Source organism: Blautia sp. DFI.3.45 (assembly GCF_020593505.1).
GTDB lineage: Bacteria > Bacillota > Clostridia > Lachnospirales > Lachnospiraceae > Blautia_A > Blautia_A wexlerae.
The window spans coordinates 46671-64038 of sequence record NZ_JAJDMI010000009.1 but is presented as its reverse complement, the minus strand read 5'-3'; the positions used below and the strand labels follow the sequence as shown (position 1 = coordinate 64038).

General features: G+C 40.6%; 14 protein-coding genes. 13 read left to right on the top strand and 1 reads right to left on the bottom strand.

Annotation, left to right across the window (positions count from 1 at the left end; all coding sequences use genetic code 11):
* The first annotated feature begins 1 nt into the window (after position 1).
* Positions 2 to 760, top strand: coding sequence for a sulfite exporter TauE/SafE family protein (locus LJE09_RS05375; RefSeq protein WP_173698959.1), 759 nt, complete (start codon positions 2 to 4; stop codon positions 758 to 760).
* Between the two features lie 167 nt (positions 761 to 927).
* On the opposite strand, the gene LJE09_RS05370 is transcribed toward LJE09_RS05375, so the two are convergent.
* Entirely contained in the window at positions 928 to 2139 is a 1212-nt protein-coding gene (locus tag LJE09_RS05370) for a hypothetical protein (RefSeq protein WP_025578890.1), read from the bottom strand.
* Positions 2140 to 2422: 283 nt separating this feature from the next.
* Between LJE09_RS05370 and LJE09_RS05365 the strand changes: the two genes are divergently transcribed.
* The 12 genes from LJE09_RS05365 to LJE09_RS05310 all read left to right on the top strand — a co-directional run bounded on the left by LJE09_RS05365 (position 2423) and on the right by LJE09_RS05310 (position 17049).
* Positions 2423 to 3901: an efflux RND transporter periplasmic adaptor subunit gene (locus LJE09_RS05365; protein ID WP_173698957.1), complete on the top strand. Its 1479-nt coding sequence runs from the start codon at positions 2423 to 2425 to the stop codon at positions 3899 to 3901.
* Entirely contained in the window at positions 3898 to 4569 is a 672-nt protein-coding gene (locus LJE09_RS05360; protein ID WP_008703710.1) for an ABC transporter ATP-binding protein, read from the top strand. Before LJE09_RS05365 ends, LJE09_RS05360 begins: the two co-directional genes overlap by 4 nt.
* A gap of 5 nt (positions 4570 to 4574) precedes the next feature.
* Complete coding sequence (locus LJE09_RS05355; protein WP_227311035.1) at positions 4575 to 6596, top strand: hypothetical protein; 2022 nt, start codon at positions 4575 to 4577, stop codon at positions 6594 to 6596.
* Between the two features lie 19 nt (positions 6597 to 6615).
* Complete coding sequence (locus tag LJE09_RS05350) at positions 6616 to 7875, top strand: ABC transporter permease (RefSeq protein ID WP_008703706.1); 1260 nt, start codon at positions 6616 to 6618, stop codon at positions 7873 to 7875.
* 297 nt (positions 7876 to 8172) lie between these two features.
* Positions 8173 to 8430 carry an HPr family phosphocarrier protein gene (locus LJE09_RS05345; protein ID WP_008703704.1) on the top strand — a complete coding sequence of 86 codons (258 nt, stop codon included), beginning with the start codon at positions 8173 to 8175 and terminating at the stop codon, positions 8428 to 8430.
* Positions 8431 to 8484: 54 nt separating this feature from the next.
* Positions 8485 to 10101 (top strand): phosphoenolpyruvate--protein phosphotransferase, encoded by a 1617-nt coding sequence (gene ptsP, locus LJE09_RS05340; protein ID WP_008703702.1) that lies wholly within the window; start codon positions 8485 to 8487, stop codon positions 10099 to 10101.
* A gap of 208 nt (positions 10102 to 10309) precedes the next feature.
* Positions 10310 to 11182 carry a DegV family protein gene (locus LJE09_RS05335; RefSeq protein ID WP_008703701.1) on the top strand — a complete coding sequence of 291 codons (873 nt, stop codon included), beginning with the start codon at positions 10310 to 10312 and terminating at the stop codon, positions 11180 to 11182.
* Positions 11183 to 11206: 24 nt separating this feature from the next.
* Positions 11207 to 12973 (top strand): arginine--tRNA ligase, encoded by a 1767-nt coding sequence (argS, locus tag LJE09_RS05330; protein ID WP_026648788.1) that lies wholly within the window; start codon positions 11207 to 11209, stop codon positions 12971 to 12973.
* 272 nt (positions 12974 to 13245) lie between these two features.
* On the top strand, positions 13246 to 14502 hold the full coding sequence (locus LJE09_RS05325; RefSeq protein ID WP_055058421.1) for a serine/threonine protein kinase: 1257 nt from the start codon (positions 13246 to 13248) through the stop codon (positions 14500 to 14502).
* Positions 14486 to 15496: a hypothetical protein gene (locus tag LJE09_RS05320; protein ID WP_161275907.1), complete on the top strand. Its 1011-nt coding sequence runs from the start codon at positions 14486 to 14488 to the stop codon at positions 15494 to 15496. The genes LJE09_RS05325 and LJE09_RS05320 overlap by 17 nt, the downstream gene beginning before the upstream one ends.
* A 66-nt stretch (positions 15497 to 15562) precedes the next feature.
* The gene (locus tag LJE09_RS05315; RefSeq protein ID WP_227311033.1) at positions 15563 to 16210 is read left to right on the top strand and encodes an HAD-IA family hydrolase; all 648 of its coding nucleotides are present in this window, start codon (positions 15563 to 15565) and stop codon (positions 16208 to 16210) included.
* A gap of 68 nt (positions 16211 to 16278) precedes the next feature.
* On the top strand, positions 16279 to 17049 hold the full coding sequence (locus LJE09_RS05310; RefSeq protein WP_227311032.1) for a CPBP family intramembrane glutamic endopeptidase: 771 nt from the start codon (positions 16279 to 16281) through the stop codon (positions 17047 to 17049).
* Positions 17050 to 17368: the final 319 nt, after the last annotated feature.

Here is a 17368-nt window from a genome sequence, read left to right as displayed (position 1 = left end):
GATGGAGCTTACAATTCAGACGTTTTTGATTGTATGCCCGTTGGTATTCCTTGCAGGATTAGTTGATTCTATCGCAGGCGGGGGTGGTTTGATCTCCCTGCCTGCGTATCTGCTTGCAGGGGTTCCGATGCACAATGCGATAGCAACGAATAAATTATCCTCGGCAACTGGGACAGCGATTTCAACAGCACGTTTATGTAAGAATAAATTTGTAGACTGGGGAGTTGCACTGCCATGTATTTCCATGGCTCTTGTCGGTTCTTTTGCAGGCGCTCATATTGCGCTTCTTGCCAGTGATAAGATATTAAAATGGATGCTGATTCCAGTACTTCCTATTGTTGCGTTTTATGTAATGAAGAAGAAAAATCTGGATGATAACAGCAATGTAGAGATTTCCAGAAAGAAACAGTGGATTTTGTGTGCGGTGTGTTCTCTGGCTGTTGGCTGCTACGATGGCTTTTATGGGCCGGGAACTGGTACGTTTCTGCTTATTTTATATACAGGAGTAGCAAAACTTCCCGTAGCGAAAGCTTCCGGAACTATGAAACTTGCAAATCTTTCTTCTAATATAATGGCATTAGTTGTTTTTTTATTTAGTGGAAAGATTGTCATATATCTTGGACTTGCAGCTTCTGCTTTTTCCATTGCAGGGCATTATGTAGGATCTGGAATGGTAATGAAAAATGGAAATAAAATCGTAAGACCGATTATTCTGATCGTTCTGGTTTTACTGTTTATCAAAATTATAACGGGGATGTAAAAAGAATAAGACAAAGATTAAAAAGACCACCATATCATAGAATGATTCGGGAAAGGAACATTTCTGTGATATGGTGGCCTTTTTAGTTGTTTAACCAAACTGCGAAGCAGTTATTTGGTTATGAGCAAGTAGCGGAAGCGGATTGCGAATATCCGATTGACTAATCGTTAATTGGAACTGCTTTCAGTAGAAGTATTATCATCTGTCTGCTTATCTGTATCGGCAGAAATATTTTCATCCTCAGAATCAGAAGTCTCGAGAGGAGAATCTGTCAAAGTACCGAAAATAGCATTTCCCAAAGTATTTCCCTCATCCTGAAGTTTCCAGGATACCCCATCATTGATTAGAACAAAATCTACATCATTGACGGTAGTAACGGTATTATCATTGATGCTGTTCAGAAGAATTTCGAAAGATTTCTCGTATCGTTTCTGGGAGCCATCGATAACTGCGTCAGCAGAAGCCAGATATTTATCAAGCTTTTCCTGATAATCAGCCAGGATCGAATCACTGTCAAAGGTTGTAATTTCAGTTGTAACAGTGGCATTGTATCCATTTTCACTGCTGGATTTAATGACATAATTAAAATTTTTATGAATCTGTTCGGCAAGTGCTGAGGCAATGGAATTTTTTGCAGTATCGGATGTATTCATGATATTTACTACACCCAGATAAGATGTCATTTCTTTCAAATCCAGTTTCTGTAGAGTGTCAAGATAGACGGTCAGGGTATCTTCCGGTGAAAGGATATCCGGATCTGCCAGATCAGCTATAAGACCGCCGACAAGGTCATCTTCCAGAGAATTGGTACGCTGGATCTTCCATTTTTCCTTTTTATCATTGCCTGTATTGACAAGCTGTATGTTACAGTCTGTCTCAGCTGTATCATAGTCATTTGTGTTTAAAAGATGATTCAGGATCAGATAATGAGCCTCAAGAGATCTGGAAGAATCTTTGATATTTCCTTTTTGTGCCTGGGCTGACTCTGTGATCTGTGTCCGGAGAAGTTCTGCTTTAAAATCTCTGGCAAGAACTTTGGAATCGATTGTGGTCAGTTTGACAGAAACAGTGGCAGAATGATTGGCTGTGCCGACGATGACATCCGAAATTTTGTAATTAAATTTCCGGAAAAAGAGAGAAAAGGTTTCATTGATTTCATCAGTTAAATCAGTATTCTCTGTGGCATCGGGGAACAGCTCTGTATAGGGTATGTATTTTTGCGTAGTTTCTGAATCGAGATTTTTTAACTGATCCAGTTCATTTCTGACTACACTCTTTACATCTGACTCATTTTTGCGGAAACAGCCGCTGCTTACAGATACAGCAAAAAGAAAAAATAAGACAGAGAAAAGAAGAATCAGGTGTTTGTTTATATTCATACGTGTTCTTTCCTTTCACAGTGCTTTCTGTGCAACTGTTTGACAGTTACTTTTCTGTTTATTTTAACAGATTTTGTACTGACTGTCAAAAAAGTGAAAAAGATGAACGAAATTCATAAAAAAAACGTGAAAAAATTGTGAAAAATGTTTCCATTTGGTTACAAAGCTTTTATTTCAAGGCAGAATCTGCTATGATAGGAAAGTGAATAATAATGATATAAAAAAGCAGTAGTGTATAATAGATGTTAGCCTGAACAAGGTGACAATATCAAGGAGGCAATTTATGAAGAAACGTATTATTATCGTTTTGGGAATCCTGATCGCAGCAGGTGGTATCGGAACCGGAGTCTGGTATCACTTTAAAGGAAACAGTCAGAGTGGAACCGGTGATTCTATTGTGTATGTGTCAAAAGTAAGCGTGATCACCGGATCTGAAACAACAGCGGTAAATCGGTTTGCCGGTGTGGTAGAACCGCAGAAAACTGTAAACGTAAAAATAGAAAGTGGACGAAAAGTAAAAGAAGTGGAAGTTAAGACCGGAGAAGAGGTAAAGGCCGGACAGCTTCTTTTTGAATATGATCTCAGCAGTATTGAGGATGATCTGAAGCAGGCGCAACTGGATCTGGACAGATTAAAAAATGAACAGATCAGCCTGACAGAACAGATAGCTACGCTGGAAGCGGAGAAGAAAAAAGCAAAGGCCGAAGATCAGTTGTCCTATACCATTGAAATCGAGACTAACAAAATGAATCTCAAGAAGAATGAATATAGTCAGAAGAGTAAACAGTCTGAAATTGATAAACTTCAGAGCGCAACACAGAATACAGAGGTTCGAAGTGAAATAGATGGTGTGATACAGAAAATTGACACTTCCAAAATGACAAGTGACGACGGTGATTCTGTGGATGACAGCAGTGCAATGGACAGTAACATGTCGTCAGGTGACGGAAGTTCGGACAGTTCTGCATTTATTACAATTCTCAGTACAGGTGCTTACAGAGTGAAAGGTAAAGTTAATGAACAGAACAGGGATTCTATTGTACCCGGAGAGGCAGTGATCATCCGTTCCAGAGTAGACAGCAGTAAAACATGGAAAGGAACGATGGGATCCGTAGATGTGAATAATGGAACTTCAGATGACAGCAGTAATGATATGTATATGGGTATGGCAAGTACCAGTTCCGATGATCAGACAACGTCTACTTCTTATCCTTTTTATGTGGAATTGGATTCCTCTGAGAATCTGATGCTTGGACAGCATGTGTACATAGAACGTGACATCGGACAGGATGAGAAAAAAGACGGTCTGTGGCTCAGTGATTACTATATTCTGGACACAGATACCAATGAACCGTATGTATGGGCAGCCAGCGATAAGAACAGACTGGAGAAGCGTTATGTAACACTTGGAGAACATGATGATGATCTTGGAGAATATAAGATTGTTGAGGGCCTTACAAAGAAAGATGCGATTGCATTCCCGACAGCGGCTCTGGAAGAAGGCGAAAAAACAGAGATCGGAGATCTGGCTCAGACAATGAGCCAAGGCGCGGACGGGATTACAGATATGGATGCTGATCATGGAAATATGGATGATGAACAGCCAGATTCCGCAGATGGGGAAGCCTATACAGATCCAGATATGGAAGAGAGTTCTGAAGATGACAGTTCGGATGACTCGATTGATCCAAATGAGGAACTTGTACCAATCGATGAGGCACCTGGTATGAGCGCAGGTGAAGACGTGGAGGGGATCGAATGATACTGGAATTAAAGGGTATATATAAAGAATATCAGCAGGGTAAAATGAAGGTTCCGGTATTAAAAGATGTGAATTTCTCCATGGAAGAAGGAGAATACGTGGCAATTATGGGACCATCTGGTTCGGGAAAAACTACTCTGATGAACATTATCGGATGTCTGGACAAGCAGACAGAGGGGACTTTTTTTCTGGATGGAGTGGATATTAAGGCGTGTTCGGAGAATGAAATGTCAGATATCCGGCTGAATAAGATAGGGTTTGTTTTTCAGAGTTTTCATCTTCTCCCTAAGCAGAGTGCTCTGGCAAATGTTGAGATGCCATTAAATTATGCGAGGGTACCTAAGAAGGAGAGAAGAGAACGCGCTCTGAAAGCACTTGACAGAGTGGGCCTGGCGGACAGAGTGGATTTTAAGCCAAATCAGCTTTCAGGAGGTCAGATGCAGAGGGTTGCCATTGCCAGGGCGATCGTCAATAACCCGAAACTTCTTCTTGCAGATGAACCTACAGGTGCTCTTGACAGTAAATCCGGTGCGCAGGTTATGGAACTTTTCCAGAGGCTGAATGATGAGGGGGTATCTGTATTGATGATCACCCATGATGCGGATATTGCCGCACATGCGAAAAGGGTGGTTACGATCAAAGATGGTATCCTTCAGGAAAAGAGGTGATCTTCATGGGCAAAGTAAAGAAAATCCTCGCAGGAGTGCTTGTGGTGGTAATCGCAGGAAGCGGAATTACAGCGGGATTGATGCAGCTGAAGAAAAACAGCCAGAAAACAGTGGCGGTTACTCCTGTGAGCGGGTTACTGCAGGAATTTTATACACCTTCCACCACGCTTGACGGAAACATTACATCCAGTGCAACACAGACAGTAAACGGTGATAAAGACCTGATCATTGATCAGATTTATGTGACAAAGGGAGATGCCGTAAAAAAAGGGGATCCTCTGGTTTCTTTTGATACTACTCTGGTGGAAATGGAACTGAATATAGCAAAGCTGAAAAAACAGAAACTGGAGCAGGATTTAAATAAAGCAGTGAACAGATTGAACAGCCTTCAGAATGGTGGACCTGTAGAGGAAACAGATGCGGGTACAGACGCCGATAACCTGAATTCAAAAACAGGAAGAACTGATAATGATACAGGCGATGATGATATGAAACCGGATGATACGTTATCATCCGCAACAGATATGTCCGGTAATTATCTGGCAGCAGCCATGCATCCGTTTTTGTTATCTGCTTTTACAGATGGAGATGCAGTGGATAATGCGGGCTCAGACAATTCTTCATCCAAGTCAGATTTACCGGGAGATGATGCTTCAACAGATACCGGAAATACAGGCGGTTCATCAGATGGAACATCTGCGGATCATGATATTCCGGTATATACGGATCCTTCAGCAAATGGATTCAGTGACGGAGAGAAGGATGATTTTAATTCCGGAAAAAATGATATGCCGGAATTATCACCAACGCCAACGCCGGCACTGGATGATCATACCACATATTTTGATCCCTATTACCGAAAAGGTGATCCGAATATCACTGATGGTGACGAGCCGTTTTATCAGAAACTGGATGCAGATTCTGTTCCGTTTACAGGAAGTGGCACAGAGGACGATCCATATGTATATCTGTGTAGCAGTGCAAAAGAAAAAGTAACAGTAATGGGTTCATTCTTTAATAAACTTGCAGGATACAGTCCTGATGGAACCAAAGTTGTTAATCAGGGTGGTTACTGGTACCGTCTGGAATTTCATCAGAATGATACAATAGCGGACTATGATGATCTGAAAACCTCCTGCACAGGTTATTATCTGGTAAACGGAAGTTTTCTGGAGAAACCGGTATATGAATTTGCAGAGGTGGAATTTACACTGGCAGATGCAGATAAATATGATAAGAATCCAGATGATGGAGGAGATGATAATCCTGGTGGGAATGATGAACCTACCGGAACCCCTGTTTCCAGGGCAGATGCTATTAAGTATCAGAAGAGTAAGATTGCCAGTCTGAAGCTGGATCTCCAGGAAAGCGATATCAAGATATCACAGCTGGAAAAGAAAGCTAATAAAAAGCTTATCACTGCAAAACTGGATGGTACGGTTACTTATGTGGGGGATTCCGGAAGTGGTGAGACAACTGACGGTAAGGCTCTGATCAAGATAAAAAGCAGTGATGGTTTTTATGTTGTAGGTTCTGTGAGTGAACTGATGCTCGATGATTTTAAAGAAGGCACAAAGCTTAACTGTACAAGTTATACCAGCGGATCTTTTGAGGCAGATGTTATGGATGTTTCGGAATATCCTGTAACCGGAAACAGCTTCTATGGAAGCAGTAATCCAAATGTGTCTTATTATGCATTTACAGCAGTGGTAAGTGACAAGACACTTCAGTTGGAAGATCAGGACTGGGTTACTGTCAATTATGAAGCATCTGCTGCAGAGAACATTATGGTCATTCAGAAAGCTTTTGTCAGAAATGACAATAATAAAAACTATGTGTATAAAGATGATAATGGTATCCTGAAGAAACAGGAGATTTCAGTGGGTGCAGCTGTAGACAGCGGTTACAGTGTGATTGTCAAAGGTGGGCTCAGTGAAGATGATCTGATCGCATTTCCTTATGGAAAAGATGTGAAAGAGGGCGCAAAGACAAAAGAAGTTACTCTGGATCAGATGTATGGATATTAATTGAGAAAGGAGACATTTTATGCTTGAAAATATACGCCTGGCTTTTCAGGGAATATGGTCACATATGATGAGATCCTTCCTGACCATGCTGGGTATCATTATTGGTATTGCATCTATTATTGCAATTGTTTCTACCATCAAGGGAACCAGTGAACAGATTAAGGAAGATCTGATAGGTGCAGGTTCCAATACGGTAAAGATTTATCTGTATGATGGAGATAACCAGTATGATGCGGAATATGGAAATTCTTCAAAAACACCGATTTTGACAGATGATGTAAAAGAAGAAGTAAAAGATTTGGATCATGTTGAGAATGCGACCTTTTATTATAACAGTACCAGCGCATCTATTTATAATAACAATAACAGTCTGGAGGGTGGAAGTGTTTACGGGATTGATGTGAACTATCTGGCTACCTGCGGATATATAATTCAGTCAGGACGGGGATTTGTAAAAGATGACTACAAAAATTACAATAAAGTTGCGCTGATCGATGATAATGCGGCACAGAATCTGTTCCCGTCACAGAACCCAGTAGGGCAGACTGTGGAGATCAATCAGGAACCATATACGATTGTGGGAGTGATCCGGCAGGATGAGAATTATCAGCCGACGATCAACAGTATTGACGAATACTACACTTATTATCAGTCGATTGTAGGAAGTGTAATGATTCCGGACAGCTGCTGGCCGATTTCCTTTAAATTTGATGTTCCTCAGAATGTAATTGTGAAAGCAGACAGCACAGATACCATGAGTTCGGTGGGAAATGCAGCAGCAGATGTGCTGAATAATTTAATTGCAGCCTTAAATACAGACGGAAATACAACCATGAAATACAAAGCCGATAATATTATGGAGCAGGTCAAGAATATGCAGAAACTCAGTGAGAGTACGAATAATCAGCTGATCTGGATTGCAAGTATTTCTCTTCTTGTAGGCGGTATTGGTGTCATGAATATCATGTTGGTTTCTGTTACAGAGCGTACCAAAGAGATTGGATTGAAAAAGGCTATCGGGGCACGTAAGAAGACGATTCTGGGACAGTTTCTGACAGAGGCTTCCGTACTTACCAGTATTGGCGGTATTATCGGAGTAATAACAGGAATCGGGCTGTCGAAAGTGGTGGGAAAGGTTACCGGTTCGCCTACTGCGATCAGTGTGCCATCAATTGTGATCGCAGTATTGTTTTCTACAGTGATAGGCGTGGTATTTGGACTGCTTCCTTCTGTGAAAGCAGCAAATTTAAATCCTATTGATGCGTTGAGAAGTGAATAAACACTGCACAGATAAAACAGACTTGATGTACAATACCTTTGTATATTGAGTCTGTTTTTCTGTAACATTTTTAGTTACTGTTTACTGGTAATATCTTGCAAAGCGTGTTATTGAAAACGAAGTGAACAATAACCATTTTTCTGTGGATTTTAAACAGAAAAACAATCAAATTTGTATAGATGTCAAGAAATGTGCTAAAATTTGTACAAAAAATAAAAAAATATGGAAGTACAAATACAGGTTGTGCTATAATGAAGTATCTCAAAAAGAATTATTTATACAGGAGGAAGTTCGCGGATGGTATCATTTACCTATATCATCAAAGATAAATTTGGAATACATGCAAGGCCCGGACTGCTTCTTGTGCAGGAAGCCGGAAAGCTTACGAGCAATATCACTATTTTTAAAGGAACAGACAGTGGTGATGCGAAGCGGATGTTCTGTGTTATGAATCTTGCAGTAAAACAGGGAGATCAGATAACAGTACATGTGGAAGGCGAGAATGAAGAGGCAGATGCCGAAGTAATGAGAGAGTTTTTGAAAAATAATCTGTAACTGTGAAGATGTCAGACAGTTATGCCATAATCTTTAATAAGGAGAATTGGAGTAATGAGAGTATTAGAAGGTAAGTCCGTATTTTCAGGAATCGCAATTGGAAAGATTTCTATTTTGCAGAAAGCAGACACAAGTGTAAAGCGTACGAAGGTAGAAAATCCGGAGGCAGAGATTACACGTGTGCAGGAAGCAAAAGAGAAAGCAGTTGAACAGCTTCAGAAACTGTATGATAAGGCACTCCGGGAAGTAGGAGAATCAGGTGCTGCTATTTTTGAAGTGCATCAGATGATGTTGGATGATGAGGACTATCTGGATTCTATTGATAACATTATCCGTACGGAGAATGTAAATGCAGAGTATGCAGTAGCAACAACAGGTGATAATTTTGCAGACATGTTTGCGCAGATGGATGATGACTACATGAAAGCAAGAGCGGCAGATGTAAAGGATATTTCAGATCGTCTGGTACGTGTATTATCAGGACACGATGAGGGAGATATGGATGCTGCAGAACCATCTATTATCGTTGCTGAGGATCTGGCTCCAAGTGAAACTGTACAGATGGACAAGAGCAAAGTTCTTGCATTTGTTACAAGGAAAGGTTCTTCCAATTCCCATACAGCAATCCTTGCAAGAACTATGAATATCCCGGCGCTGATCAATATTGAATATGATGACAGCATGGATGGAAAAATGGCAGTTGTAGACGGCAAGACCGGTTCTCTTATTGTGGAACCGGATGCAGATACCCTGAAGAAATATCAGGATCAGAAAGACGAGGAGTTGCGCCAGAGAGCAATGCTCAAAGAATTAAAAGGCAAAACTACAGAGACAAAGAGTGGACATAAGATTCATCTGTACGCAAACATCGGAAGCACAGGCGATGTAGCCAGTGTACTGGCTAATGATGCAGAAGGTATTGGTCTTTTCAGAAGTGAATTCATTTATCTGGAAAAAGATAATTATCCGACAGAGGAAGAGCAGTTCCAGATTTATAAAGCAGTAGCACAGAATATGGCAGGAAAGAAAGTAATCATCCGTACACTGGATATCGGCGCAGACAAGCAGATTGATTACTTTGATATGGCACACGAGGAGAATCCGGCAATGGGTTATCGTGCAATCCGTATCTGCCTGGACAGACCGGAAGTATTTAAGACACAGCTTCGTGCACTGTTCAGAGCAAGTATGTTCGGAAATATCTCCATTATGTATCCGATGATCATCTCTGTAACAGAAGTAAAACAGATCAAGGCTATTGTTGCAGAGGTTAAGAAAGAGCTGACAGAGCAGGGCATTCCGTTTAAAGATGACGTAGAGCAGGGTGTAATGATCGAGACACCGGCTGCAGTTATGATCAGTGATCTTCTTGCAAAAGAAGTTGATTTCTTCAGCATCGGAACTAACGATTTAACACAGTATACACTGGCAATCGACCGTCAGAATGCAAAACTGGATAATATTTATGATTCTCATCATGAAGCTGTACTTCGTATGATCCAGATGGTCATTGATAATGCACATAAAGAGGGAATCTGGGCAGGAATCTGCGGAGAGCTCGGAGCAGATACTACATTGACAGAACGCTTTATACAGATGGGGATTGATGAATTATCTGTATCACCTACATTTGTTCTGCCGGTACGTAAGATCGTAAGGGAACTGGACTGATTCTGGCATAAATATCGCAAAAGAATAGAAACAGGCAGTCAAAATTCCGCATGGGTCAATCTATGCGGGATTTTTTTGCGATAAATTAGCGGTTCCTGATTGTGATACATAAAAAAATATGATAAACTGAACATAGTCTGTAATTTTATGAAAAGATAATTGATACATAAAAAATCTGAAGTGGATCAGAAGCAAAGGAGATATGAATATGGGAAAAATTGCCATTGTCACAGACAGTAACAGCGGCATAACACAGGACCAGGCAAGAGAACTTGGAATCAGCGTAATTCCAATGCCTTTTTATATTAACGAGAAGCTTTATCTTGAAGGAATCACTCTTTCACAGGAAGAGTTTTATGAGAGACTTAAGAATGATGAGGCTATTTCTACTTCACAGCCGGGGCCGGCAGATGTATGCGGACTCTGGAATACATTACTGGAAAAGTATGATGAAGTAGTGCACATTCCAATGTCAAGCGGACTGAGTGCATCCTGCGATACAGCAATGGGACTGGCTCAGGAATATGACGGAAGAGTACATGTAGTAGACAATCAGAGAATTTCTGTTACACAGAGACAATCTGTACTGGATGCCCTCACATTAAGAGATGCGGGCAGAAATGCGACACAGATCAAACAGGTTCTGGAAGAGCAGAAGCTGGATTCCAGTATCTATATTACTCTGGAAACTTTGAAATACCTTAAGAAAGGTGGAAGGATTACTCCTGCAGCAGCAGCAATCGGAACAGTTCTGAACCTGAAACCTGTGCTTCAGATCCAGGGTGAGAAGCTGGATGCATATTCCAAAACAAGAGGCAAGAAGCAGGCAAAACGTGTCATGCTCAAGGCTATGCAGAATGACTGGGAGAACCGTTTCGCAGAATACGTAAAACGTGGCGAAATGTGCCTGCAGTCTGCTTATACAGGAAATCAGGAGGAAGCAGAGGAATTTAAGAAAGAAATTGCCGAAGTATTCCCCGAAATTGAGATTGTGCAGAATCCGTTATCATTAAGTGTTGCATGCCATATCGGACATGGTGCTATTGCAGTTGCATGTTCAAGAAAAGTGGTAGTAGAATAAAACAATCTGAGGAGTTAGGAAAGAATGAAGAAACTTATGGAACAGATGGCGGAAGAACTTTCCGCAGCATTTGAAAAATCCGGATACGACCCATCCTACGGAAAAGTAACCGTATCCAACAGACCGGATCTTTGCGAATTTCAGTGTAACGGTGCTATGGCAGGAGCCAAAGCATACAAGAAGGCACCGTTTATGATCGCTGATGATGTAGTAGCATACTTAAAAGACAGCCAGGTTTTCTCCATGGCAGAAGTAGTAAAACCGGGATTTATCAATTTAAAAGTAAAAGGTGAATTCCTTGCAGATTACTTAAAGGAAATGGCAGCAGACGAGAAACTTTCCGTATCTGCAGCAAAAGAGCCGAAGACGATCATCATCGATTATGGCGGACCAAATGTTGCGAAACCTCTTCATGTAGGACACCTTCGTTCTGCAATCATTGGAGAAAGTATTAAGAGAATCGGTCGCTTTGTAGGACATAAAGTGATCGGTGATGTTCATCTGGGAGACTGGGGTCTTCAGATGGGACTGATCATTACAGAACTGAAACACAGAAAACCGGAGCTGGTTTATTTTGATGATTCTTACACAGGAGAGTATCCGGAGGAAGCACCATTTACGATCAGCGAGCTGGAAGAGATCTATCCATGTGCAAGCGGCAAGTCCAAAGAGGATGAAGCGTACAGAAACGAAGCTCTGGAAGCAACTCATCTTCTTCAGCAGGGCAAACCGGGATACATGGCTCTCTGGAACCATATTATGAACGTATCCGTTACAGACCTGAAGCGCAACTATGACAAATTAAATGTGTCTTTTGATCTCTGGAAAAAGGAATCCGATGCACAGCCATATATTCCTGGAATGGTTGAGGAGATGAAAGAAAAAGGATTCGCTTATGTAGACCAGGGTGCACTTGTAGTAGATGTAAAAGAAGAGAACGACACAAAAGAGATTCCTCCATGTATGCTTCTGAAATCAGACGGAGCTTCTCTTTATACAACTACAGACCTTGCAACAATCGTAGAGCGAATGAAATTATTTAACCCGGATGAGATCTTGTATGTGGTAGACAAACGTCAGGAACTTCACTTTATCCAAGTATTCCGCTGTGCAAGAAAGACCGGGCTTGTAAAAGATGATACAAAGCTTTCTTTCCTTGGATTCGGAACCATGAACGGAAAAGACGGAAAACCGTTCAAGACAAGAGAGGGCGGCGTTATGCGTCTGGAAACTCTCATTAAAGACATCAACGAAGAGATGTTTACCAAGATTGTTGAGAATCGCAGCGTGAAAGATAAAGATGCGAAAGAAACTGCAGAGATCGTAGGGCTTTCCGCAATCAAATACGGTGACCTTTCCAATCAGGCTACCAAGGATTACATTTTTGATATTGACAGATTTACATCATTTGAAGGTAATACAGGTCCGTATATCCTTTATACGATCGTTCGTATCAAATCTATTCTGAACCGTTTTGCAGAAGAGGGCGGCAACCTTGAAGCAGGTACAATCCTTGATCCTGTAAACGACAGCCAGAAGAACCTGATGCTTCAGCTGACAGGTTTTGGTGCAACCGTAGAGAACGCCTTTGAAGAAAAAGCACCGCATAAGATCTGTGCATATATTTACGAAGTATCCAATGCATTCAACAGCTTCTATCATGAGACAAAGATCCTCAGCGAAGAGAACGAAGCACAGAAAGCTTCCTTCATCCAGTTGCTGAAACTCACTAAGAAAGTTCTGGAGACATGTATCGATCTTCTTGGATTTTCTGCACCGGACAGAATGTAAAAATAAGATTCATCAATAAATCAACTTGTTGGTATCCTAAGCCCTGTTTACATATATTGTAAATGGGGCTTTTCAAAAAGAACGAAATGTGCTATCATGTGTTTATCTAATCTATACGTGATGAAATTCTTTCATCACATTTTCCATTTTTGTTTTAAACGAATTGTGAATATCTGCTTGGCTCAGATAAACTGCGGAGCAGTTATTCGGTTATGAGCAAGTAGCGAATCTGATGATTTTATCTGTTTGACAATTGAACAGGAGGTGAACCAGTGAATTTATCTGGAACTGTATTAAAAGGGCGTTACTGTATTCTGGAGCCTGTTGGAAAAGGCGGTGGAGGGAAAGTTTACCTTGCCAGAGATCTGGAACTGGGCGTTTTGTGGGCGGTAAAAGAAATACCGGTATCCGGCAAAAGTGAAGCACGTATGCTTTTGAAGCTTTCACATCCGTCTCTGCCAAAGATGATAGATTATATAGAGGATAACCGGAAATGTTACCTTGTTATGGAATATGTCAGGGGAAAATCTCTGGGTGAGTATTTAAGAGGCGGAAAACATTTTTCCATAAATGAAATCGTTAAATATGGAATGGAGATTTCAGATGTATTCTCCTATTTTCATGGTCGGAAACCACCGGTTTATTATGGAGATCTGAAGCCTGACAATCTGATGCTGGGTGAGAATGGAAGATTATATCTGATCGATCTGGGCGGTGCTGTAAACGGATATAAATATCACCATAAAGTATGTACAGGCACTGCCGGTTTTGCTGCGCCGGAACAATATGAGGGAAAGATAAATGCAGCAACAGATATTTATACATTTGGAAAAACATTATCTGCCTTATGTGGAAAAACAGATTGTCTGTTATTCATCCGGAACATGTCATTATTCTGGCTTATTTTCAGATGCTGCATGAAGAAACCGGAAATGCGTTATCAAAATATGAAGACTGTACAGAAAAAACTAAGCAGAATCCAGAAGAGACAAAATCAGAGTAAAATTAAAAACATGTTGGTTTTGGCAGGGAGCAGTATTGCTTTTGCAGTAATAACTGTTTTTCTTCTGTTTAGTTCTAATCTGGTATCCGGCTCCAAAACATTTGATTTTTATGAAGAGCTAACTGATATTACAGACCTTTATTATCAGGAAGAATTTCAAAACGGCAGTAAAGCGGACAGGGAAAAAATTTGTGAACAGGCAGATACCGGACTGCGGAAATTACAAAAACAATGCACTGAAAAAGAGGAGTCCAGAAAGATATTACAGATTCTGGCAGTAAACAGTGAGTACCAGGAAAATTATGAAAATGCAGGATTCTACTATGAGCAAATGCTTCTTTATGATGAAACTTACAGAGCCGGATACGGTGAATATGGAATGTTCCTGTTCCGTACCGGGCAAAAGGAAGCCGGTCAGGCACTATGGACAGAATATAAGTCGAAAGAAACAATGTTAGACGATACAGTCAGCAGAAATCTGAGATTGTGGGAAAAGGAGATGACTAAGAGTGAAGAAAAATCATAACAGACTCTGGATTGTGATATCTGTATGTTTATGTCTGTGTCTGACTTCGACTATCTCTGCCATGCAGATGGGAGGTTTTGATATTGATGTAGGAAATGGAGAAAACAGCAGCTGGCAATGGCATGAGGAACAGCAGTGGAATCAGAGCAGTTGGGAGAATACGTGGGAAAATAACCGGCAGACTGGAGACAACACATCAGAAACTCCTGCACAGAACGATCAGACGCAGGACAATGGATATCAGTATGATTCTGATACAGGAAACGGAACACAGGATAATATACAGCAATGGAATGGTGTACAGCAGAATAACACTGACTGGAATAACAGCAGTCAATGGAACAATAATTCTCAGAATAATAATGTCCAGAATAATAATGCCCAGAATAATAACGTTCAGAGTAATAATGCCCGGAATAATAATTCTGCATGGAACGCTCAACCTCAGACAGATAACAATATGCAGATAACATCCCGGACGGATAATGAATCCGCTGTTAAGATATCAGAAAAACCCACCCCAACATCAATACCTGTACCAACACCTAAACCTGCGAAAAATCCGAAGCCGACAAAAACACCCAAATCAACTCAGCCCCCAACTCCTAAGCCGTCAAAAAAGAAAAATAAGAAGAAACAAAATAAAGCAAAGAAAACAGAAAAAGAAAACAAGAATACAGGTAATTCCAAAGTGTTTCAGAATAAAGAAAACCAGGGGGATACTGTTGAATACACGCATGTAAAAGATGAAGCTGTTAAGTTTCATTGCACACAAAATACAGATAGTTTCCATACCCCGCGAATTCAGATAATATCCCGGGGCTCTGTTCAGATTCTTTCTTTTCGGCTTAACAAAACAGAATGTCCCTGGCATTGGGAAGGAGACTGGATCATACCGGATACGGAAGATGAAAATGTAAAAGAAATAGAATTGTTGGTTATCTCTCAAGGCGGAAAGCTGATAAAAATGAATCCCCGGATTTTTTCCTCATAGACGCTTCAGGAAAACAATGCTATAATTTATCATATTATATCAATTTTTCTGAGACAGGAGGAACCTATGTACAAAGTAATTTTGTTTGATTTAGATGGAACATTAACAGAATCCGGAGAGGGTATCACGAAATCTGTTCAGTATGCACTGGAGAGAATTGGAAAGCCTGAACCGGACCTTGAGAAACTGAAGGTTTTCATAGGACCGCCGCTTATGGAGATGTTTATGCAATATGCACAGATTGATGAGGCAACCGCAAAACAGGCGGTGGAAATTTACAGAGAACGCTATTCTGTGACAGGAATCTTTGAAAATGCCGTATATCCGGGAATTGAGAACATGCTGGCACAGTTGGAGAAGAAAGGATATATTCTCGCAGTAGCATCCTCTAAACCGGAAGTATATGTGAGACAGATCCTGGATCATTTTGGACTTACCCGGTACTTCACAGAAATCGGCGGAAGCGAATTGAATGGTCGAAGAACAAACAAGACAGAAGTGATCGAAGATGTTCTGAAACATCTGAATATGGACAAACACAGAGATCAGGTTATTATGGTTGGAGATAAAGAACATGATGTATACGGAGCACGCAAAGCTGGCCTGGAATGTATTGCAGTTTCTTTCGGATATGGAACTGAAGAAGAGCTTAAACAGGCAAAACCTCTGAAAATCGTTGATTCTGCAGAAGGAATCGTAGATTTTTTCGCCTGAGCCCTCTGCGAAAACAAAATATTGTTTCTAAAATCTGGAGGGCAGGATATCCGGCAGGAATCCATTTTGTGATTTCGCAGATCGTTGCAGGGACTGCGTTGGCAGTATTTGCAAGAACAGCAGAAAATTCGGCAGAGACATACTATAATTACACGATTTTTCTCACAGGCTTAACAGGAATCCTGGCTATGATCCCGGCATTGTATTTTTATCGAAGAGATAAAGTTAGAAGAATTGCCAGCGGTCTGATCCCGGCGCAGAAAAAAGTACCGCTTTCTATATCGGAAACAGTTCTTTTACTTCTGGCAGGAGCCGGATTTGCACAATATGGAAACTTCCTGATGGCAATACTTCAGTCATTTATCAACAGCAGCACCTATCAGGAGAGCATGACCAGAATTACAGAAGGAAAATCACTTCTTATGATGATTATCTGGATGGGAATTATTGCACCTGCGGCGGAGGAAATGATCTTCCGCTGGTTAATCTATCTGCGTCTGCGTGACTGGCTGAAGCTGCCGGTGGCAGCAGTGATTTCCGGGCTGATATTTGGTATCTATCACGGAAATATCGTACAGGGAATTTACGCAAGTATCCTCGGAACTGCATTTGCATGGATACTGGAAATGAGTGGAAATATTTACAGCAGTATGCTGCTCCATATGGGAGCAAACATCTGGTCACTGCTTATCTCAGAATATGCACTGGATTTGTATTCCATGAAATATGGGGTACAGATTCTCATATTAATCTATCTGATTCTGTTGATCAGTGTGGTATATTGCCTTACCCATTTCGAAAAGATGTGCAGTATAAGAAAAAAGAAAAGAATGATATAAAAATAGAGACAAGATAAAGACATCTGCAATTGTGGAATGACAGTACACATGCAGGTGTCTTTGTTATTAGAAAAAAGATTATGTTAAGGCAAAAAGAAAATAATCAGTATACGGAAATTTAGATGTACTGGAAAGAGTAAAACCTAACAGTTTGATTAGGATTCGGAAATAACCTTTTACTGAATTAAACAGAGAATATCTGTTTGACAAATAAGTATTTAGCTATTAAGTACTTGACAGATACAACAGTATTCTGTATTATGAATGTATCAATACAACTAATACACTAAGTACACACATAAAATAAAACAACACATCA